This window comes from Pseudomonas sp. GB2N2 (assembly GCF_054897705.1).
This window is the reverse complement of record NZ_CM142701.1, coordinates 817,834-836,185: the sequence shown is the minus strand read 5'-3', so window position 1 is coordinate 836,185 and position 18,352 is coordinate 817,834. Positions and strand designations below refer to the sequence as shown.

The 18,352-nt window shown below is 61.2% G+C and carries 18 protein-coding genes; 11 read left to right on the top strand and 7 right to left on the bottom strand.

Features of this window, described 5'->3' with window-relative positions:
• Positions 1-91: 91 nt before the first annotated feature.
• On the top strand, positions 92-628 hold the full coding sequence (locus ACYZT4_RS03850; RefSeq protein WP_461985374.1) for a cupin: 537 nt from the start codon (positions 92-94) through the stop codon (positions 626-628).
• Between the two features lie 438 nt (positions 629-1,066).
• Positions 1,067-1,636: a chorismate mutase gene (locus tag ACYZT4_RS03845; protein ID WP_461985373.1), complete on the top strand. Its 570-nt coding sequence runs from the start codon at positions 1,067-1,069 to the stop codon at positions 1,634-1,636.
• An 8-nt stretch (positions 1,637-1,644) separates the two neighbouring features.
• Here the strand turns inward: ACYZT4_RS03845 and ACYZT4_RS03840 are convergent, their stop codons facing one another.
• Positions 1,645-2,160, bottom strand: coding sequence for a GNAT family N-acetyltransferase (locus tag ACYZT4_RS03840; protein WP_461985371.1), 516 nt, complete (start codon positions 2,158-2,160; stop codon positions 1,645-1,647).
• 29 nt (positions 2,161-2,189) lie between these two features.
• Positions 2,190-2,579, bottom strand: coding sequence for a c-type cytochrome (locus ACYZT4_RS03835; protein ID WP_461985370.1), 390 nt, complete (start codon positions 2,577-2,579; stop codon positions 2,190-2,192).
• Between the two features lie 218 nt (positions 2,580-2,797).
• Between ACYZT4_RS03835 and ACYZT4_RS03830 the strand changes: the two genes are divergently transcribed.
• The 4 genes from ACYZT4_RS03830 (at position 2,798) to ACYZT4_RS03815 (ending at position 8,397) form a co-directional block, all read left to right on the top strand.
• Positions 2,798-4,171: a glutamine synthetase family protein gene (locus ACYZT4_RS03830; RefSeq protein WP_461985368.1), complete on the top strand. Its 1,374-nt coding sequence runs from the start codon at positions 2,798-2,800 to the stop codon at positions 4,169-4,171.
• A 7-nt stretch (positions 4,172-4,178) separates the two neighbouring features.
• Positions 4,179-5,570, top strand: coding sequence for an aldehyde dehydrogenase family protein (locus ACYZT4_RS03825; RefSeq protein ID WP_461985366.1), 1,392 nt, complete (start codon positions 4,179-4,181; stop codon positions 5,568-5,570).
• 3 nt (positions 5,571-5,573) lie between these two features.
• Positions 5,574-6,734 (top strand): iron-containing alcohol dehydrogenase, encoded by a 1,161-nt coding sequence (locus ACYZT4_RS03820; protein ID WP_461985365.1) that lies wholly within the window; start codon positions 5,574-5,576, stop codon positions 6,732-6,734.
• Positions 6,735-6,840: 106 nt separating this feature from the next.
• Entirely contained in the window at positions 6,841-8,397 is a 1,557-nt protein-coding gene (locus tag ACYZT4_RS03815) for an amino acid permease (RefSeq protein WP_461985363.1), read from the top strand.
• A 172-nt stretch (positions 8,398-8,569) separates the two neighbouring features.
• Here ACYZT4_RS03815 and ACYZT4_RS03810 read toward each other — a convergent pair whose 3' ends face one another.
• Positions 8,570-8,905 (bottom strand): hypothetical protein, encoded by a 336-nt coding sequence (locus ACYZT4_RS03810; RefSeq protein WP_461985362.1) that lies wholly within the window; start codon positions 8,903-8,905, stop codon positions 8,570-8,572.
• A 165-nt stretch (positions 8,906-9,070) separates the two neighbouring features.
• Here ACYZT4_RS03810 and ACYZT4_RS03805 point away from each other — a divergent pair, with 165 nt between their 5' ends.
• Both ACYZT4_RS03805 and ACYZT4_RS03800 read left to right on the top strand, forming a co-directional pair.
• The gene (locus ACYZT4_RS03805; protein WP_461985360.1) at positions 9,071-10,729 is read left to right on the top strand and encodes a sensor domain-containing diguanylate cyclase; all 1,659 of its coding nucleotides are present in this window, start codon (positions 9,071-9,073) and stop codon (positions 10,727-10,729) included.
• A 90-nt stretch (positions 10,730-10,819) separates the two neighbouring features.
• Complete coding sequence (locus ACYZT4_RS03800) at positions 10,820-12,532, top strand: amidase (protein WP_461985358.1); 1,713 nt, start codon at positions 10,820-10,822, stop codon at positions 12,530-12,532.
• Positions 12,533-12,590: 58 nt separating this feature from the next.
• On the opposite strand, the gene ACYZT4_RS03795 is transcribed toward ACYZT4_RS03800, so the two are convergent.
• Positions 12,591-12,845, bottom strand: a complete 255-nt coding sequence (locus tag ACYZT4_RS03795; protein ID WP_461985356.1) for a hypothetical protein — start codon at positions 12,843-12,845, stop codon at positions 12,591-12,593.
• Positions 12,846-12,996: 151 nt separating this feature from the next.
• On the opposite strand from ACYZT4_RS03795, the gene ACYZT4_RS03790 reads away from it, so the two are divergent.
• A complete protein-coding gene (locus tag ACYZT4_RS03790) occupies positions 12,997-13,224 on the top strand; it encodes a hypothetical protein (RefSeq protein WP_461985355.1) in 228 nt (75 codons plus the stop codon).
• A gap of 223 nt (positions 13,225-13,447) precedes the next feature.
• Here ACYZT4_RS03790 and ACYZT4_RS03785 read toward each other — a convergent pair whose 3' ends face one another.
• From ACYZT4_RS03785 to ACYZT4_RS03775, 3 genes are all read right to left on the bottom strand, one after another.
• On the bottom strand, positions 13,448-14,773 hold the full coding sequence (locus ACYZT4_RS03785) for an OprD family porin (RefSeq protein ID WP_461985353.1): 1,326 nt from the start codon (positions 14,771-14,773) through the stop codon (positions 13,448-13,450).
• Positions 14,774-14,913: 140 nt separating this feature from the next.
• The gene (locus ACYZT4_RS03780; protein WP_461985352.1) at positions 14,914-16,263 is read right to left on the bottom strand and encodes a GntT/GntP/DsdX family permease; all 1,350 of its coding nucleotides are present in this window, start codon (positions 16,261-16,263) and stop codon (positions 14,914-14,916) included.
• Between the two features lie 419 nt (positions 16,264-16,682).
• Complete coding sequence (locus ACYZT4_RS03775) at positions 16,683-17,375, bottom strand: hypothetical protein (protein WP_461985350.1); 693 nt, start codon at positions 17,373-17,375, stop codon at positions 16,683-16,685.
• A gap of 51 nt (positions 17,376-17,426) precedes the next feature.
• Here ACYZT4_RS03775 and msrA point away from each other — a divergent pair, with 51 nt between their 5' ends.
• Positions 17,427-17,933 (top strand): peptide-methionine (S)-S-oxide reductase MsrA, encoded by a 507-nt coding sequence (gene msrA / locus ACYZT4_RS03770; protein WP_461985348.1) that lies wholly within the window; start codon positions 17,427-17,429, stop codon positions 17,931-17,933.
• Positions 17,934-18,043: 110 nt separating this feature from the next.
• A complete protein-coding gene (locus ACYZT4_RS03765; RefSeq protein WP_461985346.1) occupies positions 18,044-18,352 on the top strand; it encodes an NIPSNAP family protein in 309 nt (102 codons plus the stop codon).

Here is an 18,352-nt window from a genome sequence, read left to right as displayed (position 1 = left end):
CAGTGAATGACTGTTCGTCAGCCCAGACGAATTCGCGCCCGCCGCGTGGGTCACACCGGAATCAGCTCCACCCCGCTCCGGAGATCTGCCCATGCCCCGCGCCCAATCCGCCACTGCCCCCGCGCAGGCTCTGTTTCTTGAACAGAATGCATGGGTGCCGAATAACCCGCGCCTGCCGGTGCTCATTTATCCCAAGGCGATTGCCGTTCAGGGCAGCGACCCCGCCACGCTGTTCGAAAAAACCTTCAACGCGAACGGCTGGCCGCCGCAATGGCGTTACGGGGTGTATGACTTTCATCACTATCACTGCGAGGGCCACGAGGTGCTCGGTATTGCCCGAGGGCATGCGCGCCTGATGCTCGGCGGTCCGCAGGGTCATGTGCTGGAGGTCAGTGCGGGAGATGTGTTGCTGCTGCCGGCGGGCATCGGTCATTGCAACCTGGGCGCCAGCGATGACTTTCTGGTGGTGGGCGCCTACCCGCCGGGTCAGCACGCTGATATTTGCCGCGAGGCGCCAAGTGCGGAGCAGCGGGCAAGTATCGATGCGCTGCCCTTTCCCGAGTGCGATCCGGTTCAGGGCGCGGAAGGCGCGGTTGGCCAACACTGGGGCATCCCGGATCAGCCATGACCGCCTCGCCCTGTGGCTTGCGCGGAATACTTGAGATAGCGTCTTCACGCAAAACCTGTAGGAGCCCGGCTTGCCGGCGATGGCAATTTCACGGACGCTATCGCCGGCAAGCCGGGCTCCTACGGATTGGGGGATGTTCGCGAATGTCGGTTCAAACAAAACCTGTGGGAGCTGGCTTGCCAGCGATGGCGTCTGTCCCGACCATCATTGGTCGCCTGACCCACCGCTATCGCTGGCCAGCCAGCTCCCACAGGGGATCGGTGGGCTCACCCACGTCTTCAGTTGCCTGAACCAAAGCATTCGCGAGCAGGCTCACTCCTACAAGGGTTCCGCCAGGCCTTATCGCGCACAAATAAAACCGCCTGCCACTTAAACCTCCCGCTCGACCTGTGATAAACAACACCTGAATGCGAGTCCCGCGTCCAACGAGGTTTGCCCATGCTTTATTCCCCACGCCTGCCGCAACTGCTGCTTTGCGCCCTGACCGGATTGCTCGCTGGAGCCGCACAAGCAGACGCCTCCGCCCCGCCGCCCGACAGTTTGCAGCCGCTGGTGGCGACGATGAACGAACGACTGAACATCGGTGATCTGGTGGCGCTGACCAAATGGGACAGCCGCAAACTTATTCAGGACAGTGCTCGGGAAGCGCAAGTCATCGGCAACGCGAGGAAGGAGGCGGCCTCTCGAAAACTCGACCCGGAAGAGTTCGCCGATTTTATCGCCGCGCAGATCGAAGCCAGCAAACTGGTGCAATACGGATTGCTCGCGCAATGGCAAGCGGCGGGCAAGGCACCGGACGTGCCGCGCCCGGACCTCAACAGAGACATCCGTCCACAACTGGATGCACTGCAAGGCCGCCTATTGCAGTACTACGCCGACTTCGCGCCCTATCGCAAAGACCCGAACTGCGCCCAATGGCTGGCGAAGACGCGATCCGCGCAGATCAAGGATGGCCTGCATGGTCAGGCACTGATCCGCGCCACTGGGGATTTGTGCGTTGTCGATTGACCCGTGTTTTACGGACGATCGGCTTTGTAAACCACACTCGGCGCCTGCCCCGGCACGTCGTCCAGCTCACTGAAACGCTGCAGGCCGATTTTTTCCAGCACACGAATCGACGCGACATGCGCCGGACGCACCAGCGCAAACACCTGCGGCATGTTCAGCTCATCGAAGCCATATTCCAGCGCTGCCCGACCCAGCTCGGTCGCGTAGCCCTGGCCCCAGGCGGACACGGCAAACCGATAACCCACGTTCAGCCGCTCAACGTCCCCGTACTTGTGCAAAGCGATGCCGCCGAAGCCGATGACGTCATTCGGCGCAGTCAATGTTGAGAGCGCCCACCACCCAAATCCGTGAACTTGCCAGTGACGAAGCCAGTCACGCAGCAGCGCTTCTGCCTGTTCAATAGCGGTCAGCGGCCCGGCCGGGTTGAACTGATTCGTCGCCGGGTCACCGTAGATTGCAAACAGGCTCGCGAGGTCCTCGGCGCGCGGCGGTTTCAATAGCAATCGCGAAGTCGTTCGCTGCATCGTTCAGTCCTTTCCGAGAGACGAAAAACTTATTGCGCCTGAAACGTCTGCAAGTACGCCAGCACATCCTCGATCTTCTCCGGATCGCTCAGTCCCCAAAAAATCATCCGCGTGCCGGGCACGACTTTCTTAGGGGCTTCGAGGTAGGCCGTCAGGGTTTCCCGCGTCCAGACGATACCGGCGGACTTCATCGCGTCGGAGTACTGATAGTCCGCCACGCTTCCCGAAGTACGCCCGAAAATCCCATTGAGCTCCGGGCCGAAGCCGCCGCGCGCCGACTCGCCGACTTGATGGCAGCCGCCGCAGATCCGCGTGAACAATTTCGCCCCGGCTTGCCCATCACCCGCCGCGACGGCTGGCGTGGCCACTATCCCGGCATTGATCACCAGGGCCAGGGTGAGTAAAGCGTTTCTCATCATATCCGTTCCAGATCGGGTAATGGTCGGTGTCGGGGCAACGATCGAAGCGTAACCGAACACCCACTTTTGATCATCAACACTTGCGTAATCCACCAGTAGGCTAAGCTCTGAGCAGCTAACTGCTCACGATGCTCGATTCTGCAGGTTTTGGTTGTTCTGGAGAGCGTCTGCACTGGCTATCTCAGACTGGCTGAAACTGTTCACGCAGGAATGACGTGATGACCGAGCCCCTCCTCAGTTTTGATGCGCTCAAGCGCGCTGCTGCTTCTGGTGAAATCGACACCGTGCTGGTGTGCATGATCGACATGCAGGGCCGGCTGGTCGGCAAGCGATTCCAGGTCGAGTTTTTCATCGACAGCGGCCATGAAGAAACCCACTGCTGCAACTACCTGCTGGCCGACGACATCGACATGGAGCCGGTGCCCGGCTATGCCGCCGCCAGTTGGAGCAAGGGTTACGGCGACTTCGTGCTCAAGCCCGACATGTCCACGCTGCGCCGTGTGCCCTGGCTGGAAGGCACGGCGTTGGTGCTGTGCGATGTGCTTGATCATCACCATCGCAAGGACTTGCCCCACAGCCCGCGCGCGATCTTGAAGCGCCAGGTCGAGCGCCTGCGCGAACGCGGCTACACCGGCATGTTCGCCTCGGAACTCGAATTCTATCTGTTCAATGAAAGCTACGAGGCGATCCACCAGCGCAACTATCACAACCCGAAAACCGCCGGCCATTACATCGAGGATTACAACATCCTCCAGACCACCCGCGAGGAGCCGGTGCTGCGGGCGATCCGCAAGCACCTGCAGGCGTCGGGCATTCCCGTGGAAAACTCCAAGGGTGAATGGGGCCCGGGCCAGGAAGAAATCAACATTCGCTACGCCGACGCCATGACTATGGCCGACCACCACGTCATCATCAAACACGCTTGCAAAGAGATCGCCGAGTTGCAGGGCAAGGCGATCACCTTCATGGCGAAGTGGCGCTACGACGCCGCCGGTTCCAGCAGCCACATCCATAATTCGCTGTGGGACAAGAACGCGAAAAAGCCGCTGTTCTTCGACGCCAAGGCCGAGTTCGGCATGTCGAACCTGATGCGTTCGTGGGTCGCCGGACAGCTCAAGTACGCCAACGACATTACTTGCTTTCTCGCGCCTTACATCAATTCGTACAAGCGCTTCCAGGCCGGCACCTTCGCGCCGACGCGGGCGGTGTGGAGCCGCGACAATCGCACTGCTGGCTTTCGCTTGTGTGCCGAAAGCAGCAAATCGATCCGCATCGAATGCCGCATTGGCGGTGCGGACCTCAACCCTTATCTGGCCTTCGCCGCATTGATCGCGGCGGGCCTGGCCGGCGTTGACGAAAAGCTTGAACTGGCGCCGCCGTTCGAGGGTGATGCCTACGTCGATGAGCAGTTGCCGGAAGTGTCGAAAACCTTGCGCGAAGCCTGCACGGCACTCAAAGGCTCGAGCATGTTGCGCGAGGCGTTCGGTGATGAAGTGATTGATCACTACGTGCACACCGCCGAGTGGGAGCAGAAAGAGTACGACCGACGTATCACTGACTGGGAACTGCAGCGCGGCTTCGAGCGCTATTGAGCACACCATGACTGCGAAGATTCAGCTCATCTCCCCGGTCGATGGCCGGGTCTATGTCGAGCGTCAGCAAACAGATACCGCCCAGCTGTTACAAGCGCTTGAGGCGGCTGCGACGGCGCAGGCGCAATGGCAGCGTCGACCCCTGAGCGAGCGCGCGATTTTTTGCAGTGCTGCGGTGGACGCGATGCTCGCCATGAAAGATCAGATCGTGCCGGAGCTGGCCTGGCAAATGGGTCGACCGGTACGCTTTGGCGCGGGTGAGCTGCGCGGTTTTGAAGAGCGTGCGCGGCACATGATCGCCATCGCACCTGAAGCGCTTGCCGCTGTCGAGCCCGCGCCAATTGCGGGTTTTCGGCGCTATATCAAGCGCGAACCACTGGGCACAGTGCTGGTGATTGCCCCGTGGAATTATCCCTACCTGACCGCCGTCAACACGATTATTCCCGCGTTGATGGCGGGCAACAGCGTCATCCTCAAACACGCCTCGCAAACCCTGCTGGTCGGCGAGCGTTTTGCCGAGGCATTTCGGCGCGCCAATTTGCCTGAAGGGCTATTCCAGAACCTGCTGCTCAGTCATTCCAGTACTGCGGTAGCCATCGTCAGCGGAGACGTACAGCAGGTGAACTTCACGGGTTCGGTGGACGCTGGCCTGCAAGTCCAGCAAGCCGCCCTCACCGATTTCATCGGCATGGGCCTTGAGCTTGGCGGCAAGGACCCGGCCTACGTGCGCGCCGACGCTAACCTCGAACACGCGGTGGAAAATCTGGTGGACGGCAGCTTCTTCAATTCCGGGCAAAGTTGCTGCGCGGTCGAACGCATCTATGTCGATCAGGCAATCTATCTGGCGTTCATCGAGCGCTTCGCTGATCTGACTCGCCAATATGTGTTGGGCAACCCGCTGGACGACGCCACCACCCTCGGCCCGATGGTCTCGCCGGCCGCCGCTGATTTTGTTCGCGGACAAATTGCCGACGCGCTGGCCGAGGGCGCCATGGCGCTGATCGATCCGAAGGCCTTTCCCGCCGATGTCCCCGGCAGCGCGTACCTTGCGCCGCAGGTACTGGTGGACGTCACTCATGACATGTCGGTGATGCGCGACGAAAGCTTCGGCCCGGTGGTCGGCATCATGCCGGTGACCGGCGACGACGAAGCCATCGCTTTGATGAACGACAGTGAATTCGGGCTCAGCGCCTCGATCTGGACCCAGGACCTCGCGGCCGTCGAACGCATCGGCAACGCGATCGCCACCGGCACCGTGTTCATGAATCGTTGTGATTACCTCGACCCGGCGCTGGCCTGGACCGGGGTCAAGAACAGCGGGCGCGGCGTGACCCTGTCGCGGTTGGGCTACGAGCACCTGACCCGCGCCAAATCCTTTCATCTGCGCCACGAGGTGTAGGCCATGAACCTGACTGGAAACTGGAACTACCCTACCCGCGTGCACTTCGGCGTCGGGCGTATCGCCGAGTTGGCCGACGTCTGTCGCAGCCAGGGCATTCAGCGCCCGTTGCTGGTTACCGACAGCGGACTGGGTCGCGCGCCGATCACTACGGCGGCGGTGGACGCGTTGCGCGCCGCCGGTCTTGGTGTCGCCTTGTTCTGCGACCTCAAGCCGAATCCGGTCGAAGCCAACCTCGCCGGTGGACTGGAGGCCTGGCGCGCCGGCAAACATGATGGCGTGGTCGCTTTCGGTGGCGGCAGCGGTCTGGACATGGGCAAGCTCATCGCTTTCATGAGCGGCCAGACCCGACCGGTGTGGGATTTCGAAGACATCGGCGACTATTGGACCCGCGCCGACGAAAGCGGTATCGCCCCGGTGATTGCGGTGCCGACCACCGCAGGCACCGGTTCCGAAGTCGGTCGCGCAGCGGTGATCATCGACGAGCGCACGCACACTAAACGCATCATCTTCCACCCGAAAATGATGCCGCGGGTAGTCATCAGCGACCCGGCACTGACCGTCGGCATGCCGGCAAAAATCACCGCCGGTACCGGCATGGATGCGCTCGCGCATTGTCTGGAGGCGTATTGCGCTCCCGGTTTTCACCCGCTGGCCGACGGCATTGCAGTGGAAGGCATGCGCCTGGTGGCCAGCGCCCTGGTACGGGCCGTGCATACACCTTCGGACCTTGAAGCGCGCGCGCAAATGCTCGCGGCGGCGGCGATGGGCGCTACCGCTTTCCAGAAAGGCCTCGGTGGCATGCATGCGTTGTCCCACCCGGTAGGCGCGTTGTACGACACCCACCACGGCATGACCAATGCCACGTTCATGCCGTATGTGCTGCTGTTCAATCGCTCGGCCATCGAAGAACGCATCACCCGCCTCGCGGCGTATTTGCGCCTGCCCTCCCCGGGCTTCGACAGCTTCCTCGCGTTCATTCTCAAACTGCGCAAAGACATCGGCGTGCCGCATACGCTGGTGGACCTGGGCGTGGATGATCGCCAGGCCGATCTGATCGCAGACATGGCGATTGTCGATCCCTCGGCCGGCGGCAATCCGCTGCCGTTGACCAAGGAAGGCGTGGCCAGCATTTTCGATTCGGCCTTTCACGGCCGTCTCTAGACCCAGAGCAAACCGTTGTAACAAGGAGCAGTACGACAAGGTGTTGAAGACCAGCCCATTGCGCAGACGCCAATGGATTGAATCAAAACCTGTAGGGGAACACAGCATGAACCCAGCCATCCAGCCCGGCGGCGACACGCACGACGAAGACGTCAAGGCCTTGCACAGCATGGGCTACGCCCAGCAACTCTCGCGACGCATGGGGGTTTTCTCCAACTTCGCGATTTCCTTTTCGATCATCTGCATCCTGTCCGGCGGTATCAACTCACTGGCCCAGGGCACCTCGGGCGCGGGTGGCGCGGCCATCGGCATCGGCTGGCCCATCGGCTGCCTGATCTCCGGGGTGTTCGCGCTCGCCATGGCGCAGATTTCCTCGGCCTACCCGACGGCTGGCGGCCTGTATCACTGGGGCTCGATCCTCGGGAATCGCTTCACCGGCTGGCTGACGGCCTGGTTCAATTTGCTGGGATTGGTCACGGTGCTCGGCGCGATCAACGTCGGCACCTATTACTTCTTTTTCGGCGCGTTCGGACCGGCACTGGGCATGGAAGACACGACCACGGTGCGCGTTATTTTCCTGGCGATCCTCACCGGCATCCAGGCCTTGTGTAACCACTTGGGCATTGGCCTTACGGCAAAACTTACCGACTTCTCGGGTTACCTGATTTTCGCCACGGCACTGGCGCTGACCATCGTCTGCCTGATCTCGGCACCGAGTTACGAGTTCGTGCGGCTGTGGACCTTCGGCAACTATTCGGGCGAAGCCGGCGGCAGCGTTTGGCCCCAGGCGTCGAATGGCTGGATTTTCATGCTCGGCCTGCTGCTGCCGATCTACACGATCACCGGTTACGACGCCTCCGCGCACACCTCCGAAGAAACGCGCAATGCCGCCGTGTCGGTGCCGCGCGGCATGGTCATGTCGGTGATCTGGTCGTTGTTGTTTGGCTGGGTGATGCTCAGCTCGTTCGTGCTCATGCTGCCGAACATGGACGACGCGGCGAAACAGGGCTGGAACGTGTTCTTCTGGGCCATGGACGCCCGGGTCAGCCCCAACCTCAAACTCGCGCTGTACGTGGCAATTTTCATCTCGCAGTTTCTCTGCGGACTGGCCACCGTGACCTCGGTGTCACGCATGATTTTCGCCTTCTCCCGTGACGGCGGCCTGCCCTGCTCGAAAGCACTGTCCTCGGTGTCGCCGACCTATCGCAGCCCGGTGGCGGCGATCTGGACCGGCGCCACGCTGGCAGTGTTGTTCGACTGGGGATCGTCGGTGATTTCCATCGGTGCCACGCCGGTCTACACCATCGTCGTGTCGTGCACGGTGATCTTCCTGTTCTTCTCTTTCATCATCCCCATTGTGCTGGGTCTGTTCGCCTACGGCACGCCGAAATGGCCGACCATGGGGCCGTGGAACATGGGACGCGGGTTGTATTCGCTGTTCGCCATTCTGTCGGTGCTGTCGATGGTGATTATTTTCATCATCGGCATCCAGCCACCCAATCAATGGGCGCTGTACATCACCATCGGTTTCCTGGTGCTGACGGCCATCATCTGGTTCGGGTTTGAAGCGCGGCGCTTTCAGGGTCCGCCGATGGGGGATTTGATCGTCAAGCGTCAGGCGGAAATTGCGGCGGCTGAGGCGGCGTTGAACAAGCCAGTGTGACGTTCAACTGTAGGAGCGAGCCTGCTCGCGATGGGCGTCAACAAAACCGCGTGCTGCCTGAATAAATGCGGTGTCTAGCCGTCCTTCGCGAGCAGGCCCGCTCCTACAAATACTGCGTTCGACGATCGATTTGTATCGCGGCTTAACCCGGTCGATAAGCGCTGGCTACCGCTTACTGAACGTTTTTCAACTTGACCACATCGCCGGACACCTTGGTGGTGTAACCGGTCAGGACCCATGCCCAGAACCAGTTTTCCTGTACCTGGGTGTTGATCAGTGCATCGCCGCCCTTGGCCTGAATCGCCGCGTCTTGTGCGCGAACGAAACGGCTGTTCTGGCGGATCGGGATCACGCCGAACAGCAGCAGGCCGGTGGCGCTGGCTTCACTGTGGCCAATCACGGTGTATTGGCTGGCGTCGTAGTGCTGAGTCTTCATCGGCGCGCCGGTGCAACCTGCCAGAATCAGACCGAACAGGGAAACGGCGACGACTTTGCTGAGATAATTCACGGTGTAACTCCATGGGAAAACGCCCGGGATCCATCTCTCGGGCGGCGCACACCATACCGAAAGTGATGGCCAATTGGTATCAATCTGTGCGACCAATCCCGAACACTGGCAACGAACCCTGCATTGGACATACCATGCCGCGACTCCAGAATTCAGATGTCGCTCATGATCAAAGCCAGTTTGCGTAGCCACCTCACCCTATGGTTTGCCGGTTTGTCGTTGCTCACATTATTAAGCGTGGGCTTCTATGTGGGCCATATCGCCACCGGCCAGATGAAGCAAGCCAGCGGCAATGCATTGCTCAGCACCGCCCGGGCAGCATCGGAGTTGCTGGGTGCGCAACTGCATGAGCGTCAGCTCGAAGTGTCGCTGCTCAGCCGGGCGCCGCTGTTCAAGCGTGGCAACCTCGACGATCCGGATATTCTGACGTCGATGCAATTACGCACGCAGTCCCGCGCAGAATATGCGTGGATGGGCGTGGCGGACGCCGACGGGCATGTGCGCCAGGCAGTGAATGGCCTGCTGGTCACTCAGTCGGTGAAGGAGCGCCCGTGGTTTCAGGCCGGTTTGCGCGGCGCCTACACCGGTGACCCGCACGAAGCTGTGCTGCTCGCCAAACTGCTACCCGCCAACGCCACCGGCGAGCCTTTGCGCTTCATCGATTTCGCCGCGCCGATCCTCAATGCCAACGGCCAGGTGATCGGCGTTCTGGGCGCGCACGCGCATTGGAACTGGGTGACGCGGATTGTCGATTCCGCCGTACTGCGCGAGGGCATGCTACTCGAAGTCGAGGCGCTGATCGTCGACCACGACGGTAAAGTGCTCTACCCGGAACAGCTCATGGGCGAAAAACTGCCAGACCTGCCGTCTTCGCAGGAAGGTCATGCAAAAACCCCCGGCTGGTCAGTCGGCAACGGCTACCTGACCAGCGTGGTCGCGGTGCCGACGCCTCCGGGTACCGGCCTGACATGGTACATCGCGGTTCGGCAACCGCTGGACATCGCGCTGCAGCCTGCGCGCGTTCTACTCTACAAATTGCTGATCCTCGGCGTGATCGCTGCGGTGGCATTCGCCTTCGTGGCTTACTACCTGGCGCTGTCACTCAGCCGCCCGATCGAGCAACTCGCCAAGTCGGCCAAGCGCTTGCAGAACCAGCAGCCCGGCGCGACCTTCGAGCTGAATCACCCGGTGCTGGAAATCGCCCAGCTCGGCCAATCGATCCAGAGCATGACTCAGTCGTTGCTCGGCAAGGAACGCGAACTACAAGAGGCCAATGCCTCGCTCGAAGCCACCGTTGCACAACGCACCGCCGCCCTCACCGCGGCCAATGCCGAGCTGTTGGCCCTGGCGACCCACGACGCCCTGACCGGCGTGTACAACCGCCGGCGATTCGATGAAAAGCTCACTGAGTACAGCCTGCTGTTTCAGCGCACGGGACGTACGTTTGCCCTGCTGTTCATCGACGCCGATCACTTCAAGCGAATCAACGATACCCATGGCCATGCGGTGGGTGATGACGTGCTTCGTCAACTGGCCACGCTGATTCAGGACAACACCCGCGCCACCGACTTCGTGGCCCGCTACGGTGGCGAAGAATTTGCCGTGCTGTTGCCCGAGGTCGAGGCGCCCGACAGCCCCGACGTCGTGGCCGAGAAGATCCGTGCCGCAATTGCCGGATCGACCTTTGCCGTCGTCGGACGGGTTACCGTGAGTATCGGCGTTGGCCTGGCTGAAAAGTCGGACAGCAACACGACCGCGCTGATCAAGCGCGCCGACCAGCAACTTTATCAAGCGAAGGGCGCGGGCCGGAATCAGGTGGCCTGAACCATCCGACCCTGCAACGAAAACCGAATTTGACGACCTGTTTTGAGACCCGCAATGTCCCATCCATCACCAGCAAACGGCGGTAACAGCATGATCGAGGTCACCGAAGTTTCCATTGCCGAACTGCGCGCGGCGCTTGAATCCGGCCAGACCACAGCGGTTGAACTGGTCCAGGCTTATCTCGCCAGAATTGACGCCTACGACGGCTCCGATACCCCCACCGCCCTCAACGCGGTGGTGGTGCGCAACCCCGACGCGATCAAGGAAGCGCAGGCGTCCGACGCCCGGCGCGCCAAGGGCGAAACCCTGGGGCCGCTCGATGGCATTCCCTATACCGCCAAGGACAGTTACCTGGTCAAGGGGTTGACTGCCGCGTCGGGGAGCCCGGCCTTCGTCAACCTGGTGGCCCACCGTGACGCGTTCACCATCGAACGGCTGCGCGGCGCCGGGGCGATCTGCCTGGGCAAAACCAACATGCCGCCCATGGCAAACGGCGGCATGCAGCGCGGGGTGTATGGACGGGCGGAAAGTCCGTATAACGCGGACTACCTCACCGCGCCGTTCGCCTCGGGTTCGTCCAACGGCGCCGGCACCGCCACCGCCGCCAGTTTCGCGGCGTTTGGTCTGGCGGAAGAAACCTGGTCCAGCGGTCGTGGACCGGCGTCGAATAACGGTCTGTGCGCCTACACGCCTTCGCGCGGAGTGATTTCGGTGCGCGGCAACTGGCCGCTGACGCCGACCATGGACGTGGTCGTGCCCTTCGCCCGGACCATGGCCGACCTGCTCGAAGTGCTCGACGTGGTGGTCGCCGAAGATCCCGATACACGCGGCGATCTGTGGCGGCTGCAACCCTGGGTGCCGATTCCGAGCGTCGCATCGGTGCGCCCCGCCTCCTACACCGAGTTGGCCGCGAAACCCGATGCACTCGCCGGAAAACGCCTTGGCGTCCCGCGCATGTACATCAATGCGGACGATGAAGCCGGCACCAGCGATGCGCCGGGAATCGGTGGGCCGACGGGGCAGCGAATCAACACCCGGCCTTCAGTGATCGGTCTGTGGGAAAGCGCTCGCAAGGCACTCGAAGCAGCCGGCGCTGTCGTGATCGAAGTCGACTTCCCGCTGGTCTCCAATTGCGAGGGCGATCGTCCGGGGACGCCGACGGTGTTCACCCGCGGACTGGTGTCCAAAGAGTTCCTGCACCACGAGTTGTGGGACCTGACCGCCTGGGCGTTCGATGACTTCCTCCAGGCCAATGGCGATCCGCAGTTGAACCGTCTGGTCGATGTCGACGGTGCGCTGATTTTCCCCCACGACCCAGGCACCCTGCCCAACCGCGAGGGCGACCTCGTCGCGGGGATGGACGAGTACGTGCGGATGGCTGAACGCGGCATCACGCCGTGGGACCAGATCACCACGGTTCCCGACGGATTGCGCGGACTGGAAAAAACCCGGCAGATCGACCTCGAGGACTGGATGGATAGGCTCGGGCTGGACGCGGTGCTGTTTCCGACAGTGGCCGACGTTGCGCCGGCCACTGCCGATGTGGAGCCGGCATCGGCAGACATCGCCTGGAGCAACGGCGTCTGGGTCGCCAACGGCAACCTCGCCATCCGCCACCTCGGTGTGCCAACGGTCACGGTGCCGATGGGCGTGATGCCGGACATCGGCATGCCGGTCGGGCTGACGTTCGCCGGCCGTGCCTATGACGATTCGTTGCTGCTGCGTTTGGCATCGGCGTTCGAATCGACCGGTTCGAAGCGCACAATTCCGCCTCGAACCCCTGCGTTATCGGGCGCTCAGTAACGGCAAAAACGGGATTGGCGCGCAGGCTCCAATCCCGTTTTTCATGCGGCGGCGTTCGTCACCGACCGTGATAATCCTCGCCCGCGACCGCGCGCAAATAGGCCTCGTCGCCCTTGGTTCGCAAGTCTCGCCATTCTTCCCAGTCGATGATGCCCTGGCGATCCATCTCGTCTGCTTGCCGAAGTAACTCCTCGTGGTAGGCGTCGGGGCAGTCCATGCGCAGCGAGCAGTTCTCGAGCGCCCGGTGCCAGGTATCCAGGGCCCGAAGTTTTTGCTCGTGGGCCGTGGTCAGCTGGTTTCCGAATGATTTCATGGCGGCGTCATCCACACGGTGTTTTTGAATGGAGCCGGTGTGTGCGGATCAGGTTCATCGTGGCCGACCAGAGGTGAGGCACGCCCGCAATAAAACTCGAACTCGCTGGTTGTCGCTGCATCCAATGTTTAAATCAATGGAGGTATGCGCGATGAATAACGATGATCGTGATAGCGAACTGAGAACCCATGCTGTGCCAACGGATACTTCGGGCAAGCCGGTGAATGTGGTTGAAAGGGACTTGCAGGACGCGGACGGTGAGGCGGCGGGGGTTGATGAGGTGATTACGCCCTCTACAACTCGCACCAAAGAGCAGGATGTTGAGGAGCTTGATCGGAAGACGGCGGAGATTGAACGCAAGGTTGCTGATGGTAACTAGTTGGAATGCCAATGCTGCGGGCGGGCGCCATTCCCTGTAGGAGCGAGCCTGCTCGTGAAAAACGTCCAGCCCACGCGTTCATTCAGGCAGCACGCGTTATCGTTGACGTCCATCGCGAGCAGGCTCGCTCCTACAAAGGGAGGGACTCGCCGTAAGGGCGAAACCAATATCGGCCATCACCCAAACAACGGATATTCACCCAATCAAAAAAACGCCAACAAACTCACAACAACGAAAGCGTGTAGTTGATGATAAAGCGATTCTGCTCAACATTACGCCCGGCATCGGTATTCGATTTGCCATTACGCACACTGAATCCAACCCCTTTAAACGTGCCGGATTGCAGCACATAGTCCAGCTGCATATCACGCTCCCACTCAGACTGATCACCGCCGCCGTTAGCCTTGATGTCCGTCCCCTTCAGATACACGATCGACGCCTTCAACCCCGGCACACCCAACGGCGCAAAATCGTAGCTGTACTGGCCGAAATCGGTCCGCTCCCCGGCCCGCGCAAAGTTCTGGATCATGCGATCCGTAGGCAAATAAACACTCCCGCCGCCCGCCCCTTTGTCCACCAGGCTGCCCTGGTTGGGCTGAACGAAGTTGCTGCCGTCCCCGACCTGCTGATGCCCCAGCGCCACCGAGTGTCCTCCGTTCACATAAGTGACCATCGCGACCCAGGTATTGTTGTCGATTTCACCGTTGTTGTCCTCGGTGTAACCGGAGGTGCGATAGCCCTGCGCACGGCCTGCCGCAGAGCTGTTAGCCCCGGTCGACGCAGTGCGGAAGTAACGCAAGTCGGTGGTGAACGAACTTTTGCTGTCGATCGCCAGCACGTGGGTGAGGCCGAAGAAGTTCTGGTTATAGAAGTCCTCCAATTGCGCGACGTAATACTGCGCCTTCAGATTGTTGGTGAGGTAGTAGTCACCGCCAGCGAAGTAAAACTTGTTGCTGTCCTGCGTCCCGCCCGGGACCGACAGGCCGGTGCGGTCCGTCGATGCGCGACCGACCGCATGTTCCAGCACACCACTGGTGAGCAGCAGGCCATCGATGTCGGTCGAGGTGACTTGGGCACCGGTGAACGACTGCGGCAACACGCGGGCATCGTTCGACAGCAGGATCGGCAATTTTGGCAGCAACGTGCCGTAGCGGAATTCGGTTTTGGCGATGCGCATCTTCGCCGTCGGGCCGACGCTGCTCCAGGTGTCAGCAGCGCCGTCGCCATCAGTCGGGATCATGCCGCTGCCGACGTGGCGCCCACCACCGCTGTCCAGCGTCACGCCGAGCAATGCCTGCGCATCGATCCCGAAACCGACCAGGCCTTGGGTAAACCCGGATTCATAGCGCAGGACAAAACCTTGCGCGGCCTCTTCGGTTTTCGACGGGTCCGCGGCGCCATCGCGGTTGTCGCTGTTGAAATACAAGGTGCGCATCGACAGTGTGGCTTTGCTGTCTTCAAGAAAACCGTGGGCGGCGGGGGCGGCGGCCTGTGCGCACATCGAACCGGTGGCCAACAACAGTGCGGTGGGGATTGCTCGCTTGAACATACGGTGCTCCAGGGTGATTTTTTTATGTTTTTTTGAGTGTTGAACGCGCGCAACCCAGCGGTGGCACTTAACACCGGCGCGCACAATGACGCGCCCGATGGGTGACCATGAGCCTTGGGAAAGCGATTGAAGTATTCGAATCAGATCAGGTAGGAAAGGCCCACAGTCAGGCCAAACGCGACCACCGAAATGATGGTCTCGAGCACGGTCCAGGTCTTGAATGTCTGGGCGACGGTCATGTTGAAGTATTCCTTGATCAACCAGAAGCCGCCGTCGTTGACGTGGGAAAAGATAACCGACCCGGCGCCCGTCGCCAGCACCAGCAATTCCGGATGCGGATAGCCCAGCCCCAGCGCCACCGGCGCGACAATCCCCGACGCCGTGGTCATCGCCACCGTCGCAGAACCGGTGGCAATGCGCATCAGCGCCGCGAACAGCCAACCCATGATCAGCGGCGACAGGTGAAATTCGTGGGCCAGGCTGACGATCTGGTCGGTGACCCCGGCCTCCACCAGAATCCGGTTCAAACCGCCACCGGCGCCCACCAGCAAGGTGATGCTGGCGGTCGGCGCCAGGCATTCGTTGGTGAACTTGAGGATCGATTCGCGGTTGAAGCCCTGGGCGATGCCGAGGGTCCAGAAGCTCAGCAAGGTTGCCAGCAACAGGGCGATCACCGAGTTGCCAATAAACAGCAGGAACTGGTTGAAACCGCTGCCCGGCGTGGAAATCAGATTGGCCCAGCCACCGATCAACATCAACACCACCGGCAACAGAATGGTCGCCATGGTGAGGCCGAAGCTTGGCAGGCGCTCACGCGGTTCGCGGTCGAGGAACTGGCGTTCCAGCGGGTTTTCCGCCGGCAGTTGAATGCGCGGCACGATGAACCTGGCGTACAGCGGGCCCGCGATGATCGCGGTCGGAATGCCGATCAGAATCGCATACATCAAGGTCTGCCCGACGGAGGCCTGATACACCTGCACCGCCAGCATCGCCGCCGGATGCGGCGGCACCAGCGCATGCACCACCGACAGGCCGGCGACCATCGGCAAACCGACCATCAGGATCGAGACACCGACACGGCGCGCCACAGTAAAGGCGATCGGCACCAGCAACACAAAACCGACCTCGAAGAACAACGGCAGCCCGACCAGGAACGCGATGCAGACCATCGCCCAGTGCGCGTTCTTCTCGCCGAAACGATCGATCAAGGTCCGCGCCACCTGCTCCGCGCCGCCGGACTCGGCCATCATCTTGCCGAGCATCGTGCCCAACGCCACCACCAGCGCAATATGCCCCAGTGTCTTGCCCACGCCCGCCTCGTAAGCCCCGACCACGCCGGACGCCGGCATGCCGGCCAGCAGCGCCAGGCCGATGGACACCAGGGTGATCACGATGAACGGATTGAGTCGGTAGCGGGCGATCAGAACGATCAGCGCAATGATGGCGATGGCGGCATACACCAGCAGCCAATAGCCGAAGGACAGGGTCATGCGGTACTCCTCGAAAGGGTCACGTCGAATGGATTGTGAAACTCTTAAAACATTTCGAGAGGTGATTTTCAAACGAAGCGAAAGTAATTTTCGTGCAGGGATAAGGGTTGTCGCGCAGAGGTATGGGGGTCCGTTGTTTTTGTAACTGGGTCGGGCCGATTTTCATGGTGCTGGGGTTGTTGATGCTCGGCGAATCCGGACCGGTGGTCACCCGCCCCCGCCAATCCCTACTCGCGACCTATACTTACCGACGCTTGTATTCTTTTTCGTCGACACCCGTGCGCAGTACCGCGCCCCGTGCCAATCGCTAACGTAAACAGGCGGACCCCACGTGTCGTGTCGCCCTGCATCAGATGACCGGACGTGCTTAATGGCTCTATGGCTAATGGATCGTGGAGAACATCATGAAAAACAAGCTTTTATCGGGCGTTGTATTGGTGCTTGCGACAACGGCGATGATTCCTGGGGCGTGGGCTGCACAGGCAAAAGTACTGGCGTCGGATGGTGCGGATCATGTTGGCGCAAGGGCGGTGGCTGCGGATGGTGCTGATCATGTGGGTGCCGGAGCTGTAGCTGCGGATGGCGCGGATCACGTCGGTGCCGGCGCCGTTGCTGCGGATGGCGCTGATCACGTCGGTGCCGGCGCGGTTGCTGCGGATGGCGCGGATCATGTCGGCGCTGGAGCCGTTGCCGCGGATGGCGCTGATCACGTCGGTGCCGGAGCCGTTGCCGCTGATGGAGCCGACCACGTCGGTGCCGGAGCCGTTGCCGCGGATGGCGCTGATCACGTCGGTGCCGGAGCCGTTGCCGCGGATGGGGCCGACCACGTCGGTGCCGGAGCCGTTGCCGCTGATGGGGCCGACCACGTCGGTGCCGGAGCCGTCGCCGCTGATGGCGCTGATCATGTCGGCGCTGGAGCCGTTGCCGCTGATGGAGCCGACCACGTCGGTGCCGGAGCCGTCGCCTCTGATGGCGCTGATCATGTCGGCGCTGGAGCCGTCGCCGCCGATGGCGCGGATAAAGTCGGTGCGAATCATCTCGCTTACTCGCGAACTGGCATAGGTTCGGATCGGGTCGCGACCTCGCTGATGGACGACAGCTACTCCGATCAATTCAACACCCCGATCGGCAATCAGTAACGTGCCCGCACACCAAGGGAAAACATGACAACGCAAACCGAAACGGCAATTCTGGCCGGTGGCTGCTTCTGGGGTATGCAGGATCTGCTGCGACGTTATCCGGGTATTCTGTCGACGCGGGTGGGTTACTCAGGCGGCGAGGTGCCGAATGCGACCTATCGCAACCACGGAAACCACGCGGAAGCGATCGAGATCGTATTCGACCCGCAGCGGATCAGCTACCGCCAGATCCTCGAGTTTTTCTTCCAGATCCATGACCCGACGACCCGCAATCGCCAAGGTAATGATGTCGGCGCCAGCTATCGCTCTGCTGTCTTCTACCTCAGCGATCAGCAGCGGGATATTGCCGAGGACACCGTAGCTGACGTTGAAGCGTCCGGGCTCTGGCCCGGTCGGGTGGTCACCGACATCACCCCGGCCGGTCCCTTCTGGGAAGCCGAACCGGAGCACCAGGATTACCTTGAACGCCTGCCCGATGGCTACACCTGTCACTTCATCCGACCCAACTGGAAATTGCCCGTGCGCGGGTAGTCACAACGGAGGCGGCTCAATTGAGCCGCCTCCGTTGTTTTAGGCAAGCGACTTTCTCTCGAATTTGTTTGAATGGGGCGGATTAATCGCCTGCAAAAGAGAGCGCAAACGTGATCACTTGTCACCTGAAGTATGTGCTGGACCCCTACCAGATTGAAGCCTTCGAACACTACGGAAAACTGTGGATTCCCCTGGTGGAAAAATTCGGCGGCCAGCACCACGGTTATTTTCTGCCGTCCGAAGGCGCGAACAATATTGCCATGGCGATGTTCAGCTTTCCGAGTCTTGCGGCTTACGAGCGCTATCGACAGGACTCGATGAGCGATCCCGAGTGCATCGCAGCCTTCAAGTACGCTCAGGAAACCAAGTGCATCCTCAGCTATGAGCGCAGTTTTTTCAGGCCGGTGTTTGGACGCTGA

Bases quoted from the DNA above. Each gene is read 5' to 3' on its own strand.
- msrA (WP_461985348.1), top strand. From the start codon at position 17,427: ATGACAACGCAAACCGAAACGGCAATTCTGGCCGGTGGCTGCTTCTGG.
- ACYZT4_RS03815 (WP_461985363.1), top strand. From the start codon at position 6,841: ATGAACCCAGCCATCCAGCCCGGCGGCGACACGCACGACGAAGACGTC.
- ACYZT4_RS03845 (WP_461985373.1), top strand. From the start codon at position 1,067: ATGCTTTATTCCCCACGCCTGCCGCAACTGCTGCTTTGCGCCCTGACC.
- ACYZT4_RS03780 (WP_461985352.1), bottom strand. From the start codon at position 16,263: ATGACCCTGTCCTTCGGCTATTGGCTGCTGGTGTATGCCGCCATCGCC.
- ACYZT4_RS03820 (WP_461985365.1), top strand. From the start codon at position 5,574: ATGAACCTGACTGGAAACTGGAACTACCCTACCCGCGTGCACTTCGGC.
- ACYZT4_RS03800 (WP_461985358.1), top strand. From the start codon at position 10,820: ATGATCGAGGTCACCGAAGTTTCCATTGCCGAACTGCGCGCGGCGCTT.
- ACYZT4_RS03850 (WP_461985374.1), top strand. From the start codon at position 92: ATGCCCCGCGCCCAATCCGCCACTGCCCCCGCGCAGGCTCTGTTTCTT.
- ACYZT4_RS03830 (WP_461985368.1), top strand. From the start codon at position 2,798: ATGACCGAGCCCCTCCTCAGTTTTGATGCGCTCAAGCGCGCTGCTGCT.
- ACYZT4_RS03825 (WP_461985366.1), top strand. From the start codon at position 4,179: ATGACTGCGAAGATTCAGCTCATCTCCCCGGTCGATGGCCGGGTCTAT.
- ACYZT4_RS03790 (WP_461985355.1), top strand. From the start codon at position 12,997: ATGAATAACGATGATCGTGATAGCGAACTGAGAACCCATGCTGTGCCA.
- ACYZT4_RS03785 (WP_461985353.1), bottom strand. From the start codon at position 14,773: ATGTTCAAGCGAGCAATCCCCACCGCACTGTTGTTGGCCACCGGTTCG.
- ACYZT4_RS03835 (WP_461985370.1), bottom strand. From the start codon at position 2,579: ATGATGAGAAACGCTTTACTCACCCTGGCCCTGGTGATCAATGCCGGG.
- ACYZT4_RS03795 (WP_461985356.1), bottom strand. From the start codon at position 12,845: ATGAAATCATTCGGAAACCAGCTGACCACGGCCCACGAGCAAAAACTT.
- ACYZT4_RS03805 (WP_461985360.1), top strand. From the start codon at position 9,071: ATGATCAAAGCCAGTTTGCGTAGCCACCTCACCCTATGGTTTGCCGGT.
- ACYZT4_RS03840 (WP_461985371.1), bottom strand. From the start codon at position 2,160: ATGCAGCGAACGACTTCGCGATTGCTATTGAAACCGCCGCGCGCCGAG.